The organism is Pseudoalteromonas sp. MMG033 (genome assembly GCF_057197785.1).
The window spans coordinates 3,794,303-3,817,185 of record NZ_CM170070.1 but is presented as its reverse complement, the minus strand read 5'-3'; the positions used below and the strand labels follow the sequence as shown (position 1 = coordinate 3,817,185).

The following is a 22,883-nucleotide window of genomic DNA, read 5'->3' as shown; positions in this document are numbered from 1 at the left end:
TAGGCTGGTAATTCTCGGAGGCAAAGTCTATTTTTGATAATGTATCATGAGTCACTGAATCTTTTACAACAACTTGTATTGTACCTCAATTGCGCTTTCTCAGCAGAAGCAGCTCATCAGAACCATTCTCGTTGAGATCTGAAATTGATTTATGATCTACATAATTAGCATTGTTCTCGTTGATTTTAACCTCTTGTCCAGTACTACCGAAATTCCAACCACCGTATACAACAAAATCGACAGTCTCGCCTTTCTGTAACCATAAATTATCAAATGCAAAGACTACAGCATTTGCTTTTGTCCAAACAGAGTATCCATTAACTCTGATTGTAACTGTCATAGAGCCTGTATCTCCTGCTAAAATGCGCCGTCAATTGCAAAATCAGAACTAGTTGATACCGTAAAACGAGCAATAGCATCTGCACCGTTAGGGCCCGGTTTCAAAGGTAGCGTTTGAGGTGCTAAACCGTATTTCACTACATTCGAGTAATTGAATCCAATGTTAGGGGTATAACCATTATCGATCGCATCATCAAACCAGTGCTGAATTTGACCTGTATCGATTTGATTGGGATATAACGTAAATGACAAAAAGTCTTTTGGTTGCCATCAGAAGGCCCACACGCTATTGGATGGCGATGCATAGTTAAAGTCTTTCTTAATGAGAAAATGAAGCCTAGCTGTAGGTCAGTGCCGAGATAAGTAATAATACATTTCACCCATCATTTATAATGAGTATTTTTCATTAAAATTCAATTAGTTACAAGATTAAAAATAAAAACTCTATGTCTTTGATCAAGCTCGACACGATTAATGATAACGGTTATCATTACAGTGAATGAAATCTTCAATTCGAATTTAAGTAACCGGAATTTTAATGAAACAAATCAAGCGTTTTAAAGCCACAGTGATGCTATCAATCCCTTTAATGTTGGCTCAAGGCTGTATGACAACACAACAAGATACCTCCCACTCGAGTCATCTAACCATGTTACATGACTATACGTTGTACGACGCAAGTAATGAGAAACCTATCACAACTAAAAAGCTAACTGAGAAGTTAAAAAACGCAGACGTAATTTTTATGGGTGAATACCATAGCCACAGTGCCTCTCATCTTTTACAGGCAAATTTACTGCCCCTCATATTCCAACAAAACCCAAACTTAAAACTGAGCTTTGAGCAATTTACACGCGATAAACAACATATATTAAATCAATACTTAAACAATGAAATTGGCGAACAAACATTGATTAAACAAGCTGATGCTTGGGACAACTATCTAAGTGACTACCGCCCTTTAGTGGAGTTTGCACGTGAAAATAAGCTAGATGCCATTGCCGCCAACACCCCGCTAAGCGTTGTTAGATGCGTTGCACGCAAAGGCCCTGAATATATTAAAGAATTTACAGCGTCGCAGAAAAAGTGGGTCGCGGAGGATATAACTACCAGCTCACCAGCGTACCAAGAAAAATTTATGGCGGCTATGAGCCATCACGGGTCAAAGACGACTAAATCTGGCCCTGTGAAACTCAATAATAGCTTTTACGCTCAGTTGGCACGTGACAACACCATGGCGGAATCAATTTTTAATGCACTAAAACAATCTGAAAATAGCCAAGTAATTCACTTTAATGGCGCTTTCCACAGTAACTACCACCTAGGCACCGTCGATGCTCTTAAGCGACTTGATCCTGACCTCAAAATTGCAGTTATTAGCCCACAATTTATAAACAACCAAATCGACTGGTCTGTTGGTGATTTTGTATACACTATAAAACCATTGCCAGAACGTTATATTAAAAAAGAAAATTTGAATTTCGCTGTGAAAGCAATGATGGAAAAGCGTAAACTGACTCAATGCGAATTATAATGTTATTGCTAAAGATGAACTTAAGATAAGTAGTTATCGCATTCAAATTTTACCAATGATAGGGTTACACTTTGTACTCCACTTTGATAAGGACATCCGCTTTAAATTGATTGATATCATTAGCTTACCCTATCACTCTAGCCAATTTTGGGAGTCGATTTAGCTCTAAAATGAACCTAAACTTAGCAATAAAAAGATAAACAATGAATGAGTAATTACACATGGATCCTTTAGAAAAGCTGACCGAACGAAACATGAAAAAATAAAACAAAATGAGCGAATAGAAGTGGCTCGACATTTACCACTCGTAACTCTTTATATCATTATTTATCTATCAATCTATGTGTTTCTTAGTGTCGATAACTTCGCGCCTAACACTGATAGTTTATTAGGAATGTCAAAGCAAGTATGGCTTTTTGCAAAGATAATAAGCGGTAGCTTTGGTGCAATACTTTTTATTGGCAGTGTAGCATCGATCATTTGGTTTTTTCTTGTATCAAGCTATATCGAATTCAAGCGTATACCAAAAAGGGCTATTTTAATTCTTTTACTTGCAAAAGTATCAAGCTTTTGTTTCTTTATACTAGGAAGTTACCTCGACACTATAATAAATATCAATTCACAGTTAATTGCAAAATTTATGAATTTTGGTTATGAAACCACACCATTTTTAATCACTTTGCCAGCAAATATGTTTATAGCTGGGGTCGCTCTAATTTTGCTTAAAATATTAATATCTATAGCATCCATTCCATTAGATGCGAAAAAGCATGCAGAAAAACTTATCGCTCTATATAAATAACTGTTGGCCGAACTACACTAGCCTACAATATAAATTTGCATTTAGTGGTCTAATACAAAATATAGACCACCCACTATGCGTCGTACTCTAGGCCACGTCAGTAGTATGTTGTTCAAGCCACAATCCAATGTCTTGTTTGCGATTTTCAGTGGCATCACTTGCTCCCGCCGCAACTAGGTCGATTAGCTTTACTTTCGCCAACGAATTTCTGTATTCAACCTCAGCACGAGCAAACGCAGACGCAATGTGGCATGGTCCAGCACACTCTTTTTCTGAGGCGCCGCAAGGGCCATTTCGCCTTACTTCAGTACACCTAAAACTAGGCGTAGTTCCTTCAACTGACGCTGTGATATCCCAAAGTGAAATTAGGTCTGCACTTTTAGCCAACCGATATCCCCCTTTTGCGCCCCGATGCGTCAGCACAATACCAGCTCGACTCAGAGCCTGTAACTGTTTCGCTAAATAGGGTGCTGGAACACCTAAAAATTCTGCAAGCGACTCTTTTGACAATGCGCGTTTAGGGGGCAATAGCGCCAAAATAGCGCAAGCGTGTGCAACCAGATTAACTATCTACAAATCTGGTTATTGTATTTCAGTAAAATTAGCGAGTCGAACCATTTACTCAGATACAAACCAGTACTTCTAAGGAACACCATGATCTTATTGATAATTGTATCGATTTTTATATCTGTTATCGCGCTGTTATCTATGATATTTGGCGAAGCTATCCAAGATTTATCAGAGCGTCTTCCTGGGCACAGTGAAAGTATCATTTCATTGACAATTATACTTAGCTCACTCTGTACTGCTTGGTTTATCAATCATCGTAAATCTAAAATTAGAGCCTTTGGCACTTTACTCGCTTCGACCGGTTGTTTAGCAATTGCAAGTTGGTTTTTTCTGTTTATTATCAACACTGGCTTTCTAACCAACCCGAAACCCTATGATACGCCACTAGACGCTTTTAAACCGACTCTTTTGTGGCTTCAGTGCACATTTGCGCTTACGGTTGGTATTGCTTTACTTTATGTCGCTTACAAGCAGAGTCGCTCCGGCACTCCTTTACCCTTAAAAAATACAAATGACGATAGCAAATATGGATTAGTTGCTAGAGCGCTGCATTGGACAACGGCATTTTTATTTATATTAATGATCCCCTTGGGTATTTTCGCAACAATCATCCCCGAAGGAACGCCTTATCGCATTGAGTATTATGTTGTTCATAAAACCATAGGTGTTCTAATATTTGCACTGGTAATCATTCGCCTTATTTGGAAGCTATATAACCACCAGCCAAAATCTGTGGAAGGGCTTAGCACCTTTGAGCGCATACTTTCACGTGCTGTCCATGCATTGCTCTATTTGTATTTACTGGCGTTACCCATCTCGGGATTCATCATGACCAGTTACTTTGGGGCCCCCACCTATTTATTTGGTTGGGAAGTTCAGCCACTTTGGCAACCCAGTGAGCGTGGCGTGATCATTTGGGGGTAATACACAAGTACTTATTACCTTACTTAATCTATCTTATACTTGGCGCACATATTTTAGGCGCACTCAAACATCATTTATTTGATAAAAAAACCAAGGTGCTAAATAGGATCCTAGGGTAGCCCATTGGTAAATTAACCAAAATAGAAACAGACATACTAAGAGCTCTATGTTTACTATCTAAGAGCTCTACTCTGCTCTTCACACTTGAGTTTGGTCAATCCATAGATTAGTCGACATTACTAAATAACATACTGATTAATAAAATATTAGTGTAGCAATCTTGAAATGGTTTTTGAGTCATCTGCATAAACTCTTGCCTCAGCTCTCGGTACTCTCGTGTCAATTCACAGGACATGGTAGAGAATGAAACACTACAAAGCGTGATTAACATACTTATGAGAATCAATTTATAAAGATGCAAAATTCAGCTACTTTAATGAATATATACGCTTTTTTTATAAGGAGTCTGAATAAAACCCTTCAAACTAAAAAGACGAAGTGGAGCCTAGTTCTTTAGAAAAATTGGGTAACTGAATCGTTGCGATAGCACCATTACTATCAACTCTGCTTTTTAATGTTAACTCGCCACCTTGCGATCGAATAATTTCTCGGCTTAATACCAATCCAATGCCATTACCCTGCTCTTTTGTTGAATAAAAAGGCGTGAACAAATTATCTGTATTTGATACACCTTCACCTCTATCTAATACTTCAAAACAACTTTGTGACTCAGAGAGTTTTATGACCAATATTACTTCAGTCTCACCTGCTACCTCATTCGCTTCCTCAGCATTTTTGACTAAGTTAATTAATGCCTGTTCTAACTGCTCAACATCACAATATGCAGTCAACTCTTGTTCAGAAACTTGTTTTATAAATACGTTGGGGAATAAGGCTTGTAAACGCTGATGCAGATCAGTGGCTGCAACAAAGTGCTTTTTAGGCTCAGGCAGTTGAGATAACTTGGAATAACTTGATACAAAATCAAGTAAGTGCTCGGCACGCTTTTCTATCACTCCTAACATAGTATGTTTTAAGTCATTATTTGTATTACTTGGCAATACTTTTAATGATTGCGCCATGGAATAAATTGGCGTAAGCGAGTTTCTCACTTCATGGTTTAACACCCGAACCAACTTTTGCCATGCTTGCTGTTCATTTTTTCGAAGCTGCTGTTCAATTGATACATACACCATCAATTTATAGTGTCTTTGCCCCCTTAACAGCGTATGTTCCACCACTTTAAAACGCTGATTATCCGCTGTTGTTTGCCAGCGACCATTTACCTTTTCAAGCGCCAATTGTGAGACATTAAACCCCGTAATATTAGCGCCTTGATAAAAGCGTCCAGCAGCTATGTTGTAATGATAAACTTGAAAGTGATGATCGAGCACCACAATGGGCAAATCAAGTTCGTTTATAAAATCAAAAATAAACGACTCATTTTGAGCATACTCTTGACGCTTGTGTTTCATTCGCCAAGCAATCGATCTCAAGTCACTTTTCACCTGAGCAACACGCCCCTGCCGATATTGGGCTAATTGCCATATGGTAAACTCCTCATTTGCTAGGCTTTCGATCTGGATCGAGATCCCATCTAAGCAAGAACATACGCACTCGTATATTTTATAACTCGCGATAATGCTCGGTAACATAACCGCTAAAAATAAGGTCAAGGTCTCCAAAGCGTCTAACTTAAAATGTGTGGAAATAAAGAGTATCAACAGGAGTAAAGTACAAATAGGTATACTAAAAAGCCAAACTAAGCTGCGTTCTAACGATGTTGTTTTTAGCTTCATTGCGTACCTTTCACCTGAATACTAAATTTATCAATTCGTCGATAAATCGCAGATTTACTCAGACCCAAGAACTCTCCCGCCTTAATCACATTGCCATCAAAATGATTTATCGCTTGAGTAATTAGCCTTTGTTCGGCTTGCTCTAACGACATCAGGGGTACATGGTTCACTTCTTTTTTACTGCCTTGCGTAATTTGAATATCATCAGCTTCTATAACATTACCTTGAGCCATAATTACTGCACGTTCTAAAACATGGGAAAGCTCGCGGATATTGCCCGGCCAATGGTATTCTTTAAGTTTGTTGAAGGCGCGTTGCGTTAAAGTCAGTGGGTCTTGACCATACTTCTTTGCATGATGATATAAAAAGTGATGTGCAAACTCCGCAAGCTCATCCAAACGCGACCTCAGAGGCGGCAACTCAATAACGAGCGTATTGAGGCGAAATAGGAGATCTCTTCTAAATTTCCCTTCATCAATAAGCTTATCCAAATCAGCATTTGTAGCAGAAATAACCCGAGCATTACTTCGTTTAGATTTAGAGCAACCAACTTCCTCGTACTCCCCGCTTTCCAGCACACGCAAAAGCTTTGCTTGCAACGGTAAAGTTAAGCACCCGACCTCATCTAAAAACAAACTAGAGTCATTGGCTAACGTAAACCGACCAATTCGATGTTCCTTTGCATCTGTGAATGCACCTTTTTTATGGCCAAACAACTCACTTTCAAATAAATTGTCAGGGATCGCAGCCATATTCACGCTTACCATATCTTTGGTCGCACGATGACTGTGTTGGTGGATGAACTTCGCTAACATACTTTTACCAGTGCCGTTTTCACCGGTTATCAATATATTTGCATCGGTTTTAGCGATACGCTTGGCTTTTTCAATTAACAAATGACTGGTTGTACTAAAGGCACCAAATACGTCTTGCTCTTTGGTATTTGAAGAGGCGTCGGGCTGCTCTACACTCTTTTTTACAGCATCTATTAGCCTGTTATTTTTCCAAGGCTTTTCGATAAAGTCACACGCGCCCTTTTGCATTGCTTGAACAGCAAGCTCAATTTTCGCCCACCCCGTTATCACGATAACGGGAATAGCTAAACCCCGAGCTCTTAAACTTGATAAAAAAGCCAGTCCTTCATGCCCGGATGTCGTATCCTGACTAAAGTTCATATCCAATAAAATCAAATCAACTTTATCTTTAGCCAAACAAGTCAACGCTGTATTTGGATGATCCGCCTCCAAGCATTGAAACCCATGGCTTTCAAGCACAATCCGTGCACTTAAACGCACGTCGATAAGATCATCTACAATTAATACTGTTTTCATACTGCCTTTCTAATTCTTATTTTGGGCTAAAACATTGATGCTTTAGCCCACCACTCTATCTAATTTTGGCGAAGTGAAGCCATCGGCTTCGAGCCTAATATTTTGCTCATAGGGTATAAAGTCGCAAACAGTGCAAACAATACAATTCCCGTACACACAGCTGTCAACCAAATGGAGTTAAGTAGCATATAGTCACTCACATGCTCCATAAATTTACGATAGCTGGATACACACACTAATATTGCCAATATAAATGCACTCGCCAAGGGTAATATAGTGTCTTTAGCTAACTGTTTATACAGACTTTTTCTTTTTGCTCCTAAGGCCATTCGAATACCCAACTCGTAGCGGCGTAAACCCAAGTTGTAGCTAAGCACTCCATAAATACCTACACCGGCAAGAATCAGAGTGAACATCGCAAGTACAATAGTGAGATTACGTGTCATACGCTCCATATGTGTCATCTTGCCATACTCATGGTGCATATCTGTTAGCTTCCAAACGTGTGCTCGGGGATCAATACCCCTGCCCGCTTGAAATACCAATTCACGGTTTAAGCTTCTTCCCTCTTCCATTTTTACAATATAAGGAAAAGAATAGGGCTGAGCAGCCCACCAGAATTGGCGCCCCTGGTGTCTACCAAAAGATTTCGGATGATTAAAGTTTTCCGTGATACCCACTACCTCTACGGGGTTATCAGGGTCAAAACTAACAAAAGTCTCTCCAATTAAACTGCCGTTTGGTTTAAGTAAATCATTAACTGCCTTTGAAACCAAAAACTCATATTTTTCACCGCGGATCGCCGCTTCACTAAATGTTCTTCCCTCAATGATTTTAAGGCCCGTGACGTCAAAGTAATCTCGACCAACCCAAGCTTGCGGAATAAACACACTCTCTCTCCCTGCCATATCGGTCACTGTACTTGCAAGCACATTCATTTCAACAGGACTTCCTCCATGCGCCACTTTCTCAACTCCATCAATATTCAGAAGTGCATTCTTAAAAGTGTCGATATAGTGATAACGTTCAGAGACACTTTCTTCGATACCTTGTATAAAAAACTGAACTGTATACAGGTTTTCTGTTTCACTACCAAGTGGCCGGTTAAGCGTTTCTAGACTTTTGCTTAATACCATGGTCGCACAGATTACTAAGACTGTAGCTAAAAATAACTGCCCCCCGACCATCCACTTTATTGTGCGAGCACTCACCTGACTAATCGCCCCTTTTCCAGAAGACTGGATTTGCTTACGAAGCTTACCAAAGTCAATTAATCGACTGGTTATTGCAGCAAATAAAAAAGACAGCAACAGACAAGCAACCAATGCACTTGTGAGCACTGCGATATCAAGAGAAAGATCGGAGATTAAGGGTAAAAACCCTTCACTTACAGAGACAAAAAGTTTAATTCCCCATGCAGCTAAAAACAATGCCACCAGCACGGATGCTGCCATTAACATACTTGTTTCTAATAAAATACTCTGAAACAATATTCGCCGTTTAGCTCCCAATACAGCTTGAAGCGCTAATTGCTTATGTTTAACAACCGCTCTGGAGATAAACAAATTACTCACATTTAATAATGCGATACACAGTAACCCTGTGACTCCAGCCAGTAACAAAATTGCTAAATTATCATTATTACCCAGTTCCGCCTCACGAAAACTCGTTATAATGGGTTTCAAGTCTACTAAGCTAGGAAAGTCTTCTTTCCACTGTGCTTTCACTTGCTGAATAGATTGATACAGATGCGTTTGTGCGCTGTTGTGTGTTTCCCAGTGTTTTAAAATCCCCACTAATTTAAGTGTGCCGTATAAACTTGACCAAGGGCTGCGATTTTCTTCACGGAAATAACGTACGTCTGAGGAAAAGTTAAACCATACTTGCGCTTTTCCATCGTTAAACATAAATGGGTCGACAAATTCTTTTGCTGCAACACCAACGACTTTAAATGAATTCTCTCGCAAACCGTCAGTTTGTAAAGTTTGGCCAATAACAGAGTCATCGCCATCAAAATACCGTTGCCAAAAAGTATAAGAAATAACGACCTCTTGCACTTTTTCCTCAAGTTTAGAAACAGGGGTTATATGGCGGCCCAATACCAATGGGACTTTAAATAGCTCGTAGTATTCACTTGTCGCGTACGTCACATGAATTTTAGGCTGTCCTGGTAGACTGGTAATAATTCGTTGTGCGGTACTGACTGCAGCCGCTTTTTGAAACACTTGCTGAGTATTATACCAATGCTCGATCGATTGAAAGCTCTGATAGCCTGAACTGTTTTTATCCTCATAAATATTATCTTGTTCGACAATCACTAATCGTGATTCATTTTCAACTTTGAGGGGCTTTATAAAGTAACTGCTAAAAAGGCTCATTACCACGAAAAAACATGCTAACGTCAGTGACAAAGTTAATATTATGGAAGCGGAGAACCCTTTTGCTTGACCAAGAGAATTGACAGCTAACTTTAACTGATTAAAAAAGCGAACTATATTCATGCCATCTTCCTCGACGCTTCAGGTCCTAATTCACTTGTATTTAATACTGAACCATCAAATAACTTAATTTGTTTTTTTGCATACCCAGCGTATCGTGGATCGTGGGTCACCATGCAAATTGTTGTGCCTTGTTGATTCAAAGATTCTAGGATGGCCATAACCGCGTCCCCATTTTTGGAGTCTAAGTTTCCCGTAGGTTCATCAACCAATAAAATACTCGGCTCGCCTGCCAATGCACGAGCGATCGCGACACGCTGTTGTTGTCCACCTGATAGCTGGTTAGGTTTATGATTTGCTCTATGCTCAATTTCCACTTGACTCAAAGCGCGGATGACTCGCGTTTTGATATCCTCTTGACTCAAAGCTTGCTCACGATACATGAGTGGCAATGCAACATTATCAAAAACAGATAACTCATCAATTAAATTAAATGACTGGAAAATAAAACCAATATGCAGATTTCTAAGCTCTGCAAGGGTATCCGCATCTAAACTCCGGGTATCCACCCCCTCAATTTTGTATGAACCATCTGTAATATCGTCTAGCAGTCCCATCAAACTTAGGAGTGTCGACTTACCACAGCCGGAAGGCCCGCTAATTGAAATGTAGTCGCCTTTATGGATACTTAAGTTGATATCAGTGAGTGCATGGGTTTCTACATCTTTACTTATATATACTTTCGAGACATTGATAAGCTCGATAACTGGTGTATTAGCCATGGTGTTTCCTTATAATTATTGCGTTATTGTTATTTGTGCGAGGTGTTTAAAGTCAGACATATCAGAGATCACAACTTGCTCGCCGGCTTGTACACCAGACCGAATTTCGATGGCGCTACCTGCGAGTGTACCAAACTCTATGGGGGTTTTAACGAGTTGATTTGTATTTAAATTAAGTACAAACAATGATGCATTACTTTGCTCAGCAATATAGCTTGGCTTTTGCAAAGAAAGCGCATTGGACTTGATATCTGTGATGATCCGCCCTTCAATCGATAACGATGGCCTTGCGTTGTCCGGCAAAGCACCTGTTAGTTCCAGCTCAATAGCTATGCGCCCATCCCTGACAACAGGATCGATGCGCTTGACACGCGCTTCTACCTCCGCACTAAAGGTATTGATAATCCCAATTTGGCCTTCTTTCACCCTACTCGCTTGCTTCTGTGGAATCTGAAGATCTGCTAACAAAGCAGATTCGCTGCCAACCAAAGCCAAAGGCGCCCCGACTTGAACAGATTGGCCTTGCTCTACATTCACTTCTTGAAGCATGCCGTTGATACCTGCACGCACTTGCAATTTATTGACATCCTGCTGTGCTGCAGTAAAGCTCAGTTCCACTTCGCGCATTAGTTCTTGTTCTATTTGCAGTCTTTGCGCGTGCAATGCCTCAGTTTGAGTTAGTTGTAATTCGGCTAATTTGACCCGCTTGGTGAGTTGATCCACCTCTAACTGAGAACGCTTGTGGTCAAGTATCGATACTATGCCTGTTGCAATCAATTTTGCTTCTGCTTCTTCGCGGTTTTGTGCATTCGCAAGCTCACTTTTTAGCAACGTAAGTTGACCTTGTTGCGCCAATAAAGCATTGTGCTGACTCAGTTTTAACGCTTCAAAAGTAGCCTTTTGTCTTGCGAGTGCAAGCCGACTTCTATTTAAAGCTTGTACTAGTTCCGAGTTCGACAAGCGCATAATGATAGTATCGGACTGCACACGACTACCGGGTAGGTAAAAGATTTCTTCTACTTGGGAGCGATGGCTCGCTGTAATAAATCGACTTTGTTTAGAGCGGAGAGTCCCATAACCTGATACTGCTAAATTCAATTTACCCCTTTGTACTTCAGCGAGGACCAAACTATGCAAATCAAGCTCTTTTTTATCAAAACCTGAAAATGCCAGCGCAATTAATGCAATACAGCCAGCTATACCGAAGAAAGCTATTTTCAAGTGAGGCGTGTGTTTTTTACTTTTAGCAAGCGAGTCTTTAATGTCCATGTTCAGTCTCAGTAATGATTTCTCGATTACTAGAGCCAATTACATGCCAAATTTAAGGGGTTGATTTTTAGAGACTTTTAGATTTTCGGTTTTCAAACCTTCCCGGTTTCGGGAATTTTAAAATAATTATGGGATTGAAATAAAAGCAGGTTACTTATTCAGAAGTGCAATATGTACTGCGGTGTTTAATAAACTCACATTGCACAATAGGCATTTAATAAAATATCAAAGCTGATGCTTAGTACATATCAACACTCGGGGCTCCACCTTCATAAATGCACTTTCTAACATAGTAATTAATTTGACTGTTACCAGAGACAAGAATACTCCAACTCTTACCATACCTTGGGTTATGGCATGAAACGCGAGCTTGATCAGCTGTTACGCTTGGCTGAGCATGGAGTACGTTTACATTCCCAAGTGACAATGTAGCAAGTGAGATAATTAACATCCTATTTAACATAATTAGTTTCCTATATTTATTGTGTTTAAAGCAAAAAGTGTCCAGCACTCTCTTTGGCTAAAAGCCATAAACACTATATTCATATTATAAAATAATTAACAAACAAAAAATTCAAAGCTACTCATGCAAAAAAATCATCGAGAAAATCTCAATATCAACATGTCATAAATAATAACTTTTTATTTTTATGAGTGTTCATCTAAAGCCCAATTCAAGAAAAACAACCTAACAACTAAGGACTGATTTAAATAGAAATATTTTTAAAATATCAACAGATAATAAGACCAACATCAATAAATCAATATTATATGGAAGAGCCAACTTGCATAATTTTAATCTGGTGAAACATCCCACCAAAAACAACTTAAACCAATTTTAAATACACAATTGAAAGAATTAAAAACATCAAAATTAGACGTTTATTAAAAATACATCCCAGTTTACATTTGAAATATAAAAAGAATAGACACGAAAAGTAGGCAACATAAATTAAATAGAAAATGAAAATTATTGTATTCGTTTTACAAGTAAACACCACCACGCCAACCACCTAGTTGTCATGTTAGCATTCAGTTGCTTAAAAATCTGGTAGAGCCTTTCAAGCAAAAGTGTAATTTCTGTATAGTCATAGGAGATGAAGAACTCAAATCAGATACAGTTCAACTCAAACACAAAAACATGCATTACTCACTACAACTAAACGAATTGACTCTGTTTCTATTAGCTCAATAAACGTCTTGTACTTTTCTTAGCGTTGTCAAACTGCAGGTATTATGACAACGCTAAATTGTGTCAGTGCTGAGCATCCTGTTTTTTATCTTCAAGCTTTTCCATAAACTCAATGGCATTTTGTGGTTGATAGTTATCGCTTTCAGAAATACGCTTATAAACACTTTCATGCAAAGATTCATTAGTGCGTTTACCAATACCCAGTTGACGCACGCGCTCTGTAATTTTGTAGAGCCAACTCATCGAGTCGCGATATTCATCTAGGTAGAAAGGTCGATAGTATGATAAAAACCTCTCGTTGAAGATCAAACCATGCGCTCTGGCGCAATCCTTTATCCAATGCAACGAGATATTTGCTAACCCATCTTGCGAATAACCACCACCGATATTGCTATGGCTTCCTGCAAACCACTTTTGCTCTAATGTTTGCTTAGAACCTTCCGGTAACGTCCAGATTGCAGGTTTAAATGGTCCTCGCCTTTCATCAATTGCTAAAGCATGATAAGCATGTTCGATATTTTCGGTAAGGCTCACATCGTGAAATCGATATCGACCATTTATAAAATCTAAATCAAACGGGACTCCTAGCGCACCAACTGTATCCCACACACCTACAAACTTAATCGACACATCTGTGCAATTATGTTCAGCCTTAAATTTATCAACTTCACTTTCAGGCGCTGTATTGCGATAAAGCCTATACGCTTCAGGCATATAAAAAGCATGATCTTTTGGTAATAATCCAATTTTGTTAATAAGCCCAATTACGCTGCGAATAGTATAAGCACCGCGGCTGAAACCAAACCCATAAATTTCATCACCGGGTTGATAATTCAAGACCAAAAATTGATACGCGCGCAAAACGTTCTGCGACAAACCAAGACCAAAACCGCCACCTAAAATTTTATCCATACCCCAATGAGTACCAACCCCCTCACTGTAATAGACAACTTGATGCACACCATCAGGGCATACAGGGTCAACTCCTCTAGCAAGCTTAACCACATTGGTTGGCTTTCTTTTCCCTCGATCATATTGCGTAGGCTTATTCCAAGTACCATCCATACACAACACCAATCTTTTCATCATTTATCCTTTTAAATCAGCATGATTAAAGTTGACGGTAAGATACAATTAAACTCTTGTATTAAAAAGGGCAAACTTCACCTTTACTTTAAAGAAAAGTAAATGAGCGGTGTTTTTTTAAACGCCACTCAAATATATTTGCTCTGGTATTTGCCTACATGTTTGTTTAAACAGCCACGCCCTTACTAAATAGTGCTTACGTCCCCCTTAAACTATTAGGAATGAAACTCGTCAACATCATACCCACGAATAATTGTGAAACTTCCAACAGAAGGCGAAAAATACTCGGTTTTAACCGCTTGATATCTTGGATCATCAAAAAATGAAGTCATGATACTTTTACTTGGAAATCGCAGCGTAAATACACGATTAATGCGCTCGGTTACTTCGCTTTTAAGTACTTCGGATACGCGAAAGTCATACCCAAATTCACCTCCTTTCTCCTCTAAAATAGGCCTCATAGCGGTACGATACTGGCTGTATACAACGTCATCCAACACTTCCAACCCAACTAGCATTTCATATTTTGCCATAGTGTATTCCTTTCTTATTTGTCGTGTTCACCATATTGAAATAGACAACTTTGTAATTCAAGTTCGATAGTGAGCATTTTAAAAGCAAATCTGTTTTCTCATTTTTTAGTATTAAGTTAATGTCCACACTTCACAATTGCTCCTTATTGTTCTTTTATATAATAGTTAGTTGTAATTAGATGGATAAACTCATGATCCAACCACTATTCGATGGCGAGACAGCCATAAACGATACTCACCTCAACGTAATCGCTCACATGCCAACTTTAAGTCTACCGGTTATCACTACTGATGCATTTAATCAAAAGCTAAGTGACGCAGACTATATGCGCATAGCTGTACTACTTGCTAAAAAAAGTTATATAGAAGGCGGATGCCCGATTGGTGCTGTTATCGTCAACAATGCAACCAAGCAAATTGTCGGTAAAGGCCACAATACATTGGTTCAAGAGTCGCACCCGTATAACCATGGGGAAACATCAGCAATTCGTGACGCTGGCAGAATTGATTTTTCACAAACCACGCTTTACACCAGTTTGAGTCCATGTGATGTGTGCGCAACCTTACTTTACATGCGAGGCTTTCAACGCGTGGTTGTTGGCGATGTTAGCAATGCATGCGGTAACGAAGCACTATTAAAAGAAAAAGGCATTACAGTCGATATTCTCGAAGATAAGATGGGTGTAGCTCAATACGCTCAATTTAGGCAAGAAAAACCAGATCAAGACTTAGAAGACTGGCAAGGCCTTGCAGCAGTTTCAAAGCCTTAGGTAGCATTTTGGTCTATAAGACCCGCGTGTATTAATTGCTCATGATTGGGTGGTTAATACCCCCCATCACCCCGACCTTAAATCGTCCATACCTATGCCCTCGCTTTCCTCCACTTTTTGAACATTAAAGATTGAGTTTAATATTCAACCAACTTTACACGCAGGAGACTTTACTAATACCCAAGAGCACATTTATTCTAATTCATAATTTACATATTAGTTTTATAGGCTTAGCTAAAAAGAAAACTTTAATTTATTGACTGATTACTCGTAACCTGAGGTTATAGCAGACAGATACACGAGCGCGTAAAATCAGTGACAACTTAAAACAGTAATGTATAAAGGCCCAGACGTAGTCAAATTGCCAAAGCGGATAACTGACTATAAAAGCTTATGCTTTAAACATAAAAAAGAACTACACAGTTTGACTGTATAGTTCAATATTTTATGTGATTTAAATTACCTCATCCACCTTGGCTTTTTGCTAGTAGATAAATATAAGCCACTGATTATAGGAAGTTATCATCACATAGGATCAACATGCCACCGCGGCGACATTGCTGGATCATCGGTGGTGTTAGCGTTCTAGTCGTCTCGGTTACATTACCGTCATTATCTGTCACTCTTAGTTTTACTGTGCTTGTAGCGCGAATATCTACATGGCCACGGGTCGTGCTCACTCCATTTACCCACTTCTCTACCTTTTGTACCTGACCATCGCGATCACTGTAATTAAAATCTGCAACAATCACGTCCGCTTGATAATAAGTGGTACGTGTAATGTGGTCATAATGCGATTCAACCAGATGCTCTGTTATATTCGCTTTAGGCGTATACTGGCATGACTCTCTTGAACTGGTGCTATATCCTTTATTAGGTAATGATGCATCACATCTATAAGTTGTCCAGTTACCATTCTCATACTTTGTTTCTGTTAATGTTATCCACTGAGAATGATACTGGCTGACGTACTCAGTGAGGTACTCACCAGAAGCGCGGCAGCTAGCCCAACCATACCAATATGGTGTTTGTACTGTCGTTGTTTTACAGTTGACCTTTTGGTCTCCAGCAGCAAAAACACTAGCAGACAAAACACTTATAGAAGCAATAGCGACTTTAGATAGTAAATTCATAATTACCCTTATTAATTTTACGATATTTTAAATTTATTATTTTAATTATCCCACTAAGCAGTGGTTGTAAATAACATTAACAAACAGAATTTAGCTTTACAAACCAGATACTTTAAAAAGGGTGAAATATAACAATCCTAATTTTAAAAGTTGAATTTAAAGCATAAATAACAACAACTTATATTTTTATTGATTTTTCACTGTAACATTTTATAATATTGATATTTTTCAATTATTAGAATTTAAAGGACTTTTTACTGATAACTTCCTTCCATTTTATATTGAATAAGACTATCAATTTACCTAATCACTTAAGATAGACTTAATTCCTAAAAAACCACCTTATAATTAAGGCACTTTCCAATCTTATATTTTACTAAAAGTCCATCGTTGATTTTTACGTATAATGTAAAGCCTTACTTTACCAATTAGATCAATAGCGAAATGGAAGAAATAGAATGCGGACCTAGTTCAATGCAACAACCTAGCGTGAAGAAGTAGATCAATCTAAAAATATTTGGGATTATCGATGGAGGCTTAACGATGAAAACTCAAAATTTAATTGAAGTCATAAACATTGTTGCTATAAAAAACAATAGATTGGAAGAAATGATATTTAGATTTTTATATGAATTAAGCTCCCCTACTTTGCTAGACTACCCTTTTTAAGCTGTCACTTTTTGACTTCACGCATAAAATTAATTGAGAAGCCTCTCCCCTCCTCTCCAGTAACCGCAACAGTAATGTTATTTTCATTTTTAAGTTGATAAGTTAGCTTTTTAGGAAAATCATGCTTAGGATTCTCAAATATTGCAGTTTCAGTTGTACAACTAGTCAATTTAAATGCAATTGGTAAACTATTACTTGCAACTTTTGCCACATAAAACACGTCTCCTGACATCTCAATTAGTCGTAAAGTTTCAGCACTGACTGTTTTACTCATTTTTATCGAGTAAGTGTAGCCTGATCCCTCAAACGTCTTATTGCTTACTTTTTTCCATGACTCTTTAATTTTCAGCTTACTAGTGTTTGAACTCCAGCTACCAACAATCCAAGATAAAGACTCAAGAGAGCCACACGTATTGTTTTGTGCTGATGTATTAAATGTAGCAAATATCACTATTAGATAAGCAAACTTAAACATTGAACAAACTCCCTGTTATTCCCGATACTTACAGTGATCATGACACTGAGTATAAAAGCAATTAATTGCGAACTTAAATGAAAGCACAGATCAAGTTTTTTACCACTATTTGCTAAACAAAAATCAGTGAAATTTTTATTAAAAAACGGCTTTTTACGTGCCAAGCTTTATTGTTTGCGTACCCATTTTACAAAAATTTACTTTGATATTTTCCCTACTAATGTATATTTAATTTTGGTAATTAACAAAAACATGTACACAAGGAATGATTATGAACCTTAAGTTTAAGAAAAAGAAAATCAAAAATTTGAGTAAGACTGCTGGCAACCTAGACAAAGGGGCCACACCTAATATTGCAGGAGGTAGACACAATACTACACCTGATATTACTAACTTAGGCTGTACAACTATTTGCCCTAGTTTTTTAAATTGCCCGTCCAATCCTCCAGAGTATGACTGCTATTCAACCTTACGTTGTTAAATATATCTCGTTGCTGCGCTATGTGCGCAGCAACTTTTTTCAACCATGTTGTATTCGATTTTCAAAATAACATATCAATATCTAACTTATTAATATCCTCGTCTATAATACTAGATCGTACTCAATGCTACAGTCTAATATTCCTACTCAGCTCAATAACCTTTGATTACTGTCATCATTGGTTCAAACTTGTGCCTTTGCTAATTAAGCACATAACTAATTTAGGTCGAAAAATAGCGCCTTTGTTTTATCACTAATTGTAATGTCACCAATAGCGGTGCTATAAACACAGGGAGCAAATATAAGCTCATTGTCCCAGCATAAAAGCTTGCCGCCGACGATGCTATTACGCCAGACGTAATATATAGCTTCAATCTGGTTGGTTTTGTGTTTTCCTGAAGCGGAAACAGAGTAAGGGTAATTAAGCTTATTGCCCCCCAAAACCCTCCAAACCCTAATATTATTAATACAAAGATTAACGCCTTACTCAATATGTCTTGATCGAGGCCTAGAAGCAAAGCCGGGCTAAATATAAGCGCCAAAACCAACACAATAAGCGACGGTCCAAATGCCAAGACAAACTCTACTATATATAAAAACCGTCTAACTTTACTCATTGAACTCTGCATTAACCACCTTTTGTTCTACTGAAAGCAACAAACTTTACCCAACTAGAATCAAGAGAAATCAGTGTATTATTTACTCACGTTCAAATTATCTATTTCGAAAAATAAGGTATTGCCTTTTATACAAGCTTACTTATTACTCTGCTCATTGCTTGTCGCATTCAAAATTATGATTGTAAAAGCAATAAGTGGAACATTTGTTGTTACGGGATTAAAAGCTTCAACTAATAACTGAGGTTGTAGGATCATAACCCCAATGAGTAGCCCGATTAAAGCAAAGATATTTAATAATAAAATTGCTTTCACCCTATAGAAGAAATAGAACACGATTGCCCAAATTACTTCACCCACTCCAGCGGTCTTAATCAATAAATAAGTTAGCTCCTCCCCTAGGCCAACGCTTTCTGAAATTAGCTGCTCTATGGGTGCAATCTGTATTAATTTAGGAGCAAGCCCATGGTAGAGCCATACAAAAGCAATAATAAATCGAGCTATTTGAATCGTTGCCACATTCCTTCCCGTATTTGTAAATCAGCACAACTGTCAGTATCAACATTGGAAAATTTTAGACAGTGCAAAAAACAGCATTTGTTATGAATCTGTATTAACCAAGCAACCAAAAATTCGCTTAGTTTAAATTTTTTAAGTCATAGCCAAAAATATACTATCAGCCTTCTTTATTTTGATGGCTTTGTAATTGTTGAAAAACACCTAATCGGTCAGCAACCTGCCAGTGGCCCGTGATTTTATTATTTTTAAAATAATAAACCGTGGCACCCGACATTGTTATTTTTTCACCTGTAGGTGGCATACCCGCGATTTCACCTAGATGCGTTGCACTCCAAAGCCAAGTAATACAAACACTATCCTCTTTTTCATACATTTCCTGAATATCAAAGGTCTGATCAGGAACTGGCTCACGAGATGTTGCCACTCTTCTTTGAAAACCTGCTACATCTAGCTCCATTCCTTCCCACGGATCGGCAGGATCATGAACTATGGTGTATTTGTCAGCAATATATTTCGGTATGGCATTAATATCCCCTTCATTCCAAACTTTTTGAATGAACTCTTTTAAAACTTCTTGTTTCATAATTCTCACGTTTTTTGGTATAGCTATTTGTAAGATAAACTACCATATCTGAAAATAAAAGCAGTAAAATACTCGAAATAGCTTTGTCTACTAAATATAATGTCACTTTCGTACAAATCCAGTTAAAACAAAGCATTAACAAAAATCAAAAACTATATAAAAATGACAGAGTACTATTTGATATTTGAAAATTTAATGAACAATAATAGTTCAATTATAACGAGCGATAGGACTGATTACTATTGTCACCTAGATTCCCCTCATGTGAGTGTGGATGAGGTTGTAACAGTAAAAGAAGAATGTACATTAAAATCAACCAAAGATTTCCACTTAATAGGTGAAGTGATTTGCAATGAAGATATAGCCCGAATTTTTTCTAAATACAACCCTTATAGATGTCGATTTTTTCCTATATCAATTAGTGACGAGAGCTTTGAAACCCTGCCTAACTACAGCCTAATTTCGATTGAAAATATAATTAAATGTGCAGATATGGAAAAAAGTGAGATTTTTGTTTTCCCTAAAAGAAGAAATCACATAAAGATATTATCCTTGTACCTTGACTTAGAACAGTTAAATAAAACACCCAAATATAAAAGAAACATTTTTATGATCGAAGAAGCTAAAGGTACTATTCTAGTGTCTAAAGAGCTTGGGGAAGAATTGTTGTCGTACTTAGCAATGAACAATGACTCAAGCCTTGTCGTTAAGCCCATATATGAAGATGGAAAAGTTCCGGAGCTTTTTTAATGCGAAAATTTTATGAGCTAAATATTAATTCACTAGATACCTTTCCTATAAAAGAAAAAAAGATAGAAGGGTCAACGTCCCCAGACTTAGTTTTTGATTTTTATATATTTCCGAAAATATTTATAAATAAAAAACTTTTAAAAAATCTATTACCTTATTTAAAAAATAACATCGAGCTTCAGGAAGGTGCAATAGAATTAAAACACTCAGACTTAAAATTGAATTACTCTTACCTATACATTATAGGCTATGAGAATAGTTCCCCGATAAATGTAAACACACATATCTTAAGGAGTGAAGACAATAGTTCGCTTTTTTTAAGCAGAGAACTAATCAATGAAATAAAAAATCAATCGAAGAGCAATATTATATATCGTTGGCATTAAGTGCCATTCGCTATAAAAACGCCTTTATCAAATATCTTTGGTCAAATATAAGCTCCTCCCCCTTTGAGCATTTTAATTTTATAAACCCGCTAACGACCAAACTTAAGACAAACGCGTTGCGTGATCAATGGTACTTTTTAGGCCTTTCTCCATAAGAACCGCATTTTCACTATAGATAGCACACACATTAACGCCTTTAACTTCATGAAAGCCAACTTTTGACCTACTACTTGCCCTTGTCAATAAGTACTAATAGCCATGTCATGTAGGTATAAATACTTACTGATTTTGATATAAAGGCTCGAATAACTTTAAGTATGTAGTGCAGCTTCAGTGGGGAAATGACAAGTCCCGAGTACTCCCCACCTGTTGTCATGCACACAAATCAAGTGTAAAGATATATACCTCATGCTTACTTTTTATCATAATAATAAATATAAGCAAGCATGCCATTTGTGCTTTGGTTTAGGCATTTTTTAGGGCAGAACTTATGGCCGTTTGTAGAAACCTGTCATATTAATATCCGTGTCAGAGTTGTCCATCTGAAATAAGAATAACTCAACGGCAGTTGTTGATTCACTCGTTCGCGCCGTAATTGAGCCTGAGCCGACTTGACGGTTATTTAAAATATCAACAATGAGCTTAGCACTGTCGACGATAGCACCTTCAGGATCTTCTGAAATAATGTCAACGGCTAGGCTTAATGTATCTGAAACTAAGTTGGTAGCATACTCTTGATCTACATTAGTCCATGTTACGCCGACCATGTATGTGGAGCCAATCCACCAGTTATTGTTACCTGAAAAATGACCTTGGCCTAAAACAAAGTCTTCAAAAGTATAGGTGACACCATTTTCCATATTAAGTGTTAGAGTGCCGGTTACGGCAAAGTTAAGGCTGGATGGAGAGTGGCTACTATATGTTTTCGCTATTCCTCCGATATTAATTCTTTCTTTAAACCAAGTTGCTACGTCACTTGAGTTGTGGCGCCCAGCCTTTACTGTAAGCGTTCTACCGTCACAAGTTACACCTTTATACGGTTGCCCTTCGGTGACTTTATAATCTTTAACGACGAAAGAAACGCTTGAAAGCCCTTCAAGATCGAAGGTAAATTTATTATCGTGCGACTTTGTCATGTTAACTTATCCCTATTCTATATTGGTGAGTAAATTTATATAATTTCAACTCAGTTATGATACACCTCTAATTATTATCCATAAGCGTGGCAAACGTTATTACACTTTATTACTGCATCCTCTAGATAGCGGTACACCATCGATAATGACACGTTTTAAAAGTTTGCTATGGGTTAACCTCTCCTGTTTTGGCTAATACCGAAAACAAAATGCAAGCATAGAAATAAAGAGGGCCGATAGAAAAGAAATACACATAGACGAACGTTTTTAAAAGCTTTATGTCTGCTCATTACCACTAGTTCATTTTTAACATAAATTAAAACTGAATATTCACACAGTGGCTGAGCAGTTTTTTTCAGCAAAAAATTAGTGTCTGTCCCATATGGTTTTAACACCAAAAGAAAAATAAATTGACCTTCTTATTTCTTAAACCATATATAGCAATATATCCAACACACAGGTTAATTTTTTGACATAAAAAATCACATTCCTTCCTTGAAAATCAATAAAACACCGGGCAATATCACAAAAAATAAACAAAAACTTAACGAAAAAGGAGCAATAATTTGAAGTTAAAACTCAACATTAAGAAAGTAAAGTGCTTATCAGAGAATAAGAACCTACCTAAAAAGCAAACAAGAAAAGTTGGTGGTGGTCTTCCTGAAACAGCTAAAGATTGCCCATGTGAGGCATTTACTTACATACAGTCAGGTTGTTATATGACTATGTATTGTCAATAAATCGCTTTATTTTTTAAAATAACCT

At 37.7% G+C, this 22,883-nt stretch carries 22 protein-coding genes; 6 read left to right on the top strand and 16 right to left on the bottom strand.

What is annotated here, in order from left to right; translation table 11 throughout:
• Positions 1 to 85: 85 nt before the first annotated feature.
• The gene (locus AC2CZC_RS16570) at positions 86 to 340 is read right to left on the bottom strand and encodes a hypothetical protein (protein WP_484582640.1); all 255 of its coding nucleotides are present in this window, start codon (positions 338 to 340) and stop codon (positions 86 to 88) included.
• Between the two features lie 17 nt (positions 341 to 357).
• Positions 358 to 591, bottom strand: a complete 234-nt coding sequence (locus AC2CZC_RS16565; protein WP_484582639.1) for a hypothetical protein — start codon at positions 589 to 591, stop codon at positions 358 to 360.
• 286 nt (positions 592 to 877) lie between these two features.
• On the opposite strand from AC2CZC_RS16565, the gene AC2CZC_RS16560 reads away from it, so the two are divergent.
• Together AC2CZC_RS16560 and AC2CZC_RS16555 are read left to right on the top strand one after the other, a co-directional pair.
• Positions 878 to 1,873, top strand: coding sequence for a ChaN family lipoprotein (locus AC2CZC_RS16560; protein WP_484582638.1), 996 nt, complete (start codon positions 878 to 880; stop codon positions 1,871 to 1,873).
• A gap of 394 nt (positions 1,874 to 2,267) precedes the next feature.
• Entirely contained in the window at positions 2,268 to 2,675 is a 408-nt protein-coding gene (locus tag AC2CZC_RS16555) for a hypothetical protein (protein WP_484582637.1), read from the top strand.
• 87 nt (positions 2,676 to 2,762) lie between these two features.
• Here AC2CZC_RS16555 and AC2CZC_RS16550 read toward each other — a convergent pair whose 3' ends face one another.
• Positions 2,763 to 3,236: an Rrf2 family transcriptional regulator gene (locus tag AC2CZC_RS16550; protein WP_484584897.1), complete on the bottom strand. Its 474-nt coding sequence runs from the start codon at positions 3,234 to 3,236 to the stop codon at positions 2,763 to 2,765.
• Between the two features lie 93 nt (positions 3,237 to 3,329).
• On the opposite strand from AC2CZC_RS16550, the gene AC2CZC_RS16545 reads away from it, so the two are divergent.
• Positions 3,330 to 4,169, top strand: coding sequence for a cytochrome b (locus AC2CZC_RS16545; protein ID WP_484582636.1), 840 nt, complete (start codon positions 3,330 to 3,332; stop codon positions 4,167 to 4,169).
• A gap of 485 nt (positions 4,170 to 4,654) precedes the next feature.
• On the opposite strand, the gene AC2CZC_RS16540 is transcribed toward AC2CZC_RS16545, so the two are convergent.
• The 8 genes from AC2CZC_RS16540 to AC2CZC_RS16505 all read right to left on the bottom strand — a co-directional run bounded on the left by AC2CZC_RS16540 (position 4,655) and on the right by AC2CZC_RS16505 (position 14,599).
• Positions 4,655 to 5,968, bottom strand: coding sequence for a sensor histidine kinase (locus tag AC2CZC_RS16540; RefSeq protein WP_484582635.1), 1,314 nt, complete (start codon positions 5,966 to 5,968; stop codon positions 4,655 to 4,657).
• Positions 5,965 to 7,299 (bottom strand): sigma-54-dependent transcriptional regulator, encoded by a 1,335-nt coding sequence (locus AC2CZC_RS16535; RefSeq protein WP_063360112.1) that lies wholly within the window; start codon positions 7,297 to 7,299, stop codon positions 5,965 to 5,967. The genes AC2CZC_RS16540 and AC2CZC_RS16535 overlap by 4 nt, the downstream gene beginning before the upstream one ends.
• A gap of 59 nt (positions 7,300 to 7,358) precedes the next feature.
• On the bottom strand, positions 7,359 to 9,800 hold the full coding sequence (locus tag AC2CZC_RS16530; RefSeq protein ID WP_484582634.1) for an ABC transporter permease: 2,442 nt from the start codon (positions 9,798 to 9,800) through the stop codon (positions 7,359 to 7,361).
• On the bottom strand, positions 9,797 to 10,519 hold the full coding sequence (locus AC2CZC_RS16525) for an ABC transporter ATP-binding protein (protein WP_484582633.1): 723 nt from the start codon (positions 10,517 to 10,519) through the stop codon (positions 9,797 to 9,799). The genes AC2CZC_RS16530 and AC2CZC_RS16525 overlap by 4 nt, the downstream gene beginning before the upstream one ends.
• Before the next feature lie 15 nt (positions 10,520 to 10,534).
• A complete protein-coding gene (locus AC2CZC_RS16520; RefSeq protein WP_484582632.1) occupies positions 10,535 to 11,788 on the bottom strand; it encodes an efflux RND transporter periplasmic adaptor subunit in 1,254 nt (417 codons plus the stop codon).
• Positions 11,789 to 12,026: 238 nt separating this feature from the next.
• Positions 12,027 to 12,251: a hypothetical protein gene (locus AC2CZC_RS16515; RefSeq protein WP_484582631.1), complete on the bottom strand. Its 225-nt coding sequence runs from the start codon at positions 12,249 to 12,251 to the stop codon at positions 12,027 to 12,029.
• 792 nt (positions 12,252 to 13,043) lie between these two features.
• Positions 13,044 to 14,069, bottom strand: a complete 1,026-nt coding sequence (locus AC2CZC_RS16510; protein ID WP_484582630.1) for a DUF2235 domain-containing protein — start codon at positions 14,067 to 14,069, stop codon at positions 13,044 to 13,046.
• Positions 14,070 to 14,281: 212 nt separating this feature from the next.
• Positions 14,282 to 14,599 (bottom strand): DUF1330 domain-containing protein, encoded by a 318-nt coding sequence (locus AC2CZC_RS16505; protein WP_484582629.1) that lies wholly within the window; start codon positions 14,597 to 14,599, stop codon positions 14,282 to 14,284.
• Between the two features lie 191 nt (positions 14,600 to 14,790).
• Between AC2CZC_RS16505 and AC2CZC_RS16500 the strand changes: the two genes are divergently transcribed.
• A complete protein-coding gene (locus tag AC2CZC_RS16500) occupies positions 14,791 to 15,369 on the top strand; it encodes a nucleoside deaminase (RefSeq protein WP_484582628.1) in 579 nt (192 codons plus the stop codon).
• Positions 15,370 to 15,878: 509 nt separating this feature from the next.
• Here AC2CZC_RS16500 and AC2CZC_RS16495 read toward each other — a convergent pair.
• The 4 genes from AC2CZC_RS16495 to AC2CZC_RS16480 all read right to left on the bottom strand — a co-directional run bounded on the left by AC2CZC_RS16495 (position 15,879) and on the right by AC2CZC_RS16480 (position 19,846).
• On the bottom strand, positions 15,879 to 16,502 hold the full coding sequence (locus AC2CZC_RS16495) for a hypothetical protein (RefSeq protein ID WP_484582627.1): 624 nt from the start codon (positions 16,500 to 16,502) through the stop codon (positions 15,879 to 15,881).
• Between the two features lie 673 nt (positions 16,503 to 17,175).
• On the bottom strand, positions 17,176 to 17,646 hold the full coding sequence (locus AC2CZC_RS16490) for a DUF6265 family protein (RefSeq protein ID WP_484582626.1): 471 nt from the start codon (positions 17,644 to 17,646) through the stop codon (positions 17,176 to 17,178).
• 1,236 nt (positions 17,647 to 18,882) lie between these two features.
• Complete coding sequence (locus AC2CZC_RS16485; RefSeq protein WP_484582625.1) at positions 18,883 to 19,263, bottom strand: DoxX-like family protein; 381 nt, start codon at positions 19,261 to 19,263, stop codon at positions 18,883 to 18,885.
• A gap of 157 nt (positions 19,264 to 19,420) precedes the next feature.
• The gene (locus AC2CZC_RS16480; RefSeq protein ID WP_484582624.1) at positions 19,421 to 19,846 is read right to left on the bottom strand and encodes an ester cyclase; all 426 of its coding nucleotides are present in this window, start codon (positions 19,844 to 19,846) and stop codon (positions 19,421 to 19,423) included.
• Positions 19,847 to 20,041: 195 nt separating this feature from the next.
• Here AC2CZC_RS16480 and AC2CZC_RS16475 point away from each other — a divergent pair, with 195 nt between their 5' ends.
• Positions 20,042 to 20,596, top strand: coding sequence for an imm11 family protein (locus AC2CZC_RS16475; protein WP_484582623.1), 555 nt, complete (start codon positions 20,042 to 20,044; stop codon positions 20,594 to 20,596).
• Positions 20,597 to 21,470: 874 nt separating this feature from the next.
• Here AC2CZC_RS16475 and AC2CZC_RS16470 read toward each other — a convergent pair.
• Positions 21,471 to 22,118, bottom strand: a complete 648-nt coding sequence (locus AC2CZC_RS16470; protein ID WP_484582622.1) for a hypothetical protein — start codon at positions 22,116 to 22,118, stop codon at positions 21,471 to 21,473.
• Between the two features lie 566 nt (positions 22,119 to 22,684).
• Between AC2CZC_RS16470 and AC2CZC_RS16465 the strand changes: the two genes are divergently transcribed.
• On the top strand, positions 22,685 to 22,858 hold the full coding sequence (locus tag AC2CZC_RS16465) for a hypothetical protein (protein WP_484582621.1): 174 nt from the start codon (positions 22,685 to 22,687) through the stop codon (positions 22,856 to 22,858).
• Positions 22,859 to 22,883: the final 25 nt, after the last annotated feature.

Coding starts and splice junctions, on each gene's coding strand:
- AC2CZC_RS16500 (WP_484582628.1), top strand. CDS start 14,791: ATGATCCAACCACTATTCGATGGCGAGACAGCCATAAACGATACTCAC.
- AC2CZC_RS16570 (WP_484582640.1), bottom strand. CDS start 340: ATGACAGTTACAATCAGAGTTAATGGATACTCTGTTTGGACAAAAGCA.
- AC2CZC_RS16495 (WP_484582627.1), bottom strand. CDS start 16,502: ATGAATTTACTATCTAAAGTCGCTATTGCTTCTATAAGTGTTTTGTCT.
- AC2CZC_RS16505 (WP_484582629.1), bottom strand. CDS start 14,599: ATGGCAAAATATGAAATGCTAGTTGGGTTGGAAGTGTTGGATGACGTT.
- AC2CZC_RS16470 (WP_484582622.1), bottom strand. CDS start 22,118: ATGACAAAGTCGCACGATAATAAATTTACCTTCGATCTTGAAGGGCTT.
- AC2CZC_RS16535 (WP_063360112.1), bottom strand. CDS start 7,299: ATGAAAACAGTATTAATTGTAGATGATCTTATCGACGTGCGTTTAAGT.
- AC2CZC_RS16475 (WP_484582623.1), top strand. CDS start 20,042: ATGAACAATAATAGTTCAATTATAACGAGCGATAGGACTGATTACTAT.
- AC2CZC_RS16515 (WP_484582631.1), bottom strand. CDS start 12,251: ATGTTAAATAGGATGTTAATTATCTCACTTGCTACATTGTCACTTGGG.
- AC2CZC_RS16525 (WP_484582633.1), bottom strand. CDS start 10,519: ATGGCTAATACACCAGTTATCGAGCTTATCAATGTCTCGAAAGTATAT.
- AC2CZC_RS16560 (WP_484582638.1), top strand. CDS start 878: ATGAAACAAATCAAGCGTTTTAAAGCCACAGTGATGCTATCAATCCCT.
- AC2CZC_RS16545 (WP_484582636.1), top strand. CDS start 3,330: ATGATCTTATTGATAATTGTATCGATTTTTATATCTGTTATCGCGCTG.
- AC2CZC_RS16490 (WP_484582626.1), bottom strand. CDS start 17,646: ATGTTTAAGTTTGCTTATCTAATAGTGATATTTGCTACATTTAATACA.
- AC2CZC_RS16530 (WP_484582634.1), bottom strand. CDS start 9,800: ATGAATATAGTTCGCTTTTTTAATCAGTTAAAGTTAGCTGTCAATTCT.
- AC2CZC_RS16510 (WP_484582630.1), bottom strand. CDS start 14,069: ATGATGAAAAGATTGGTGTTGTGTATGGATGGTACTTGGAATAAGCCT.
- AC2CZC_RS16480 (WP_484582624.1), bottom strand. CDS start 19,846: ATGAAACAAGAAGTTTTAAAAGAGTTCATTCAAAAAGTTTGGAATGAA.
- AC2CZC_RS16555 (WP_484582637.1), top strand. CDS start 2,268: ATGTCAAAGCAAGTATGGCTTTTTGCAAAGATAATAAGCGGTAGCTTT.
- AC2CZC_RS16540 (WP_484582635.1), bottom strand. CDS start 5,968: ATGAAGCTAAAAACAACATCGTTAGAACGCAGCTTAGTTTGGCTTTTT.
- AC2CZC_RS16520 (WP_484582632.1), bottom strand. CDS start 11,788: ATGGACATTAAAGACTCGCTTGCTAAAAGTAAAAAACACACGCCTCAC.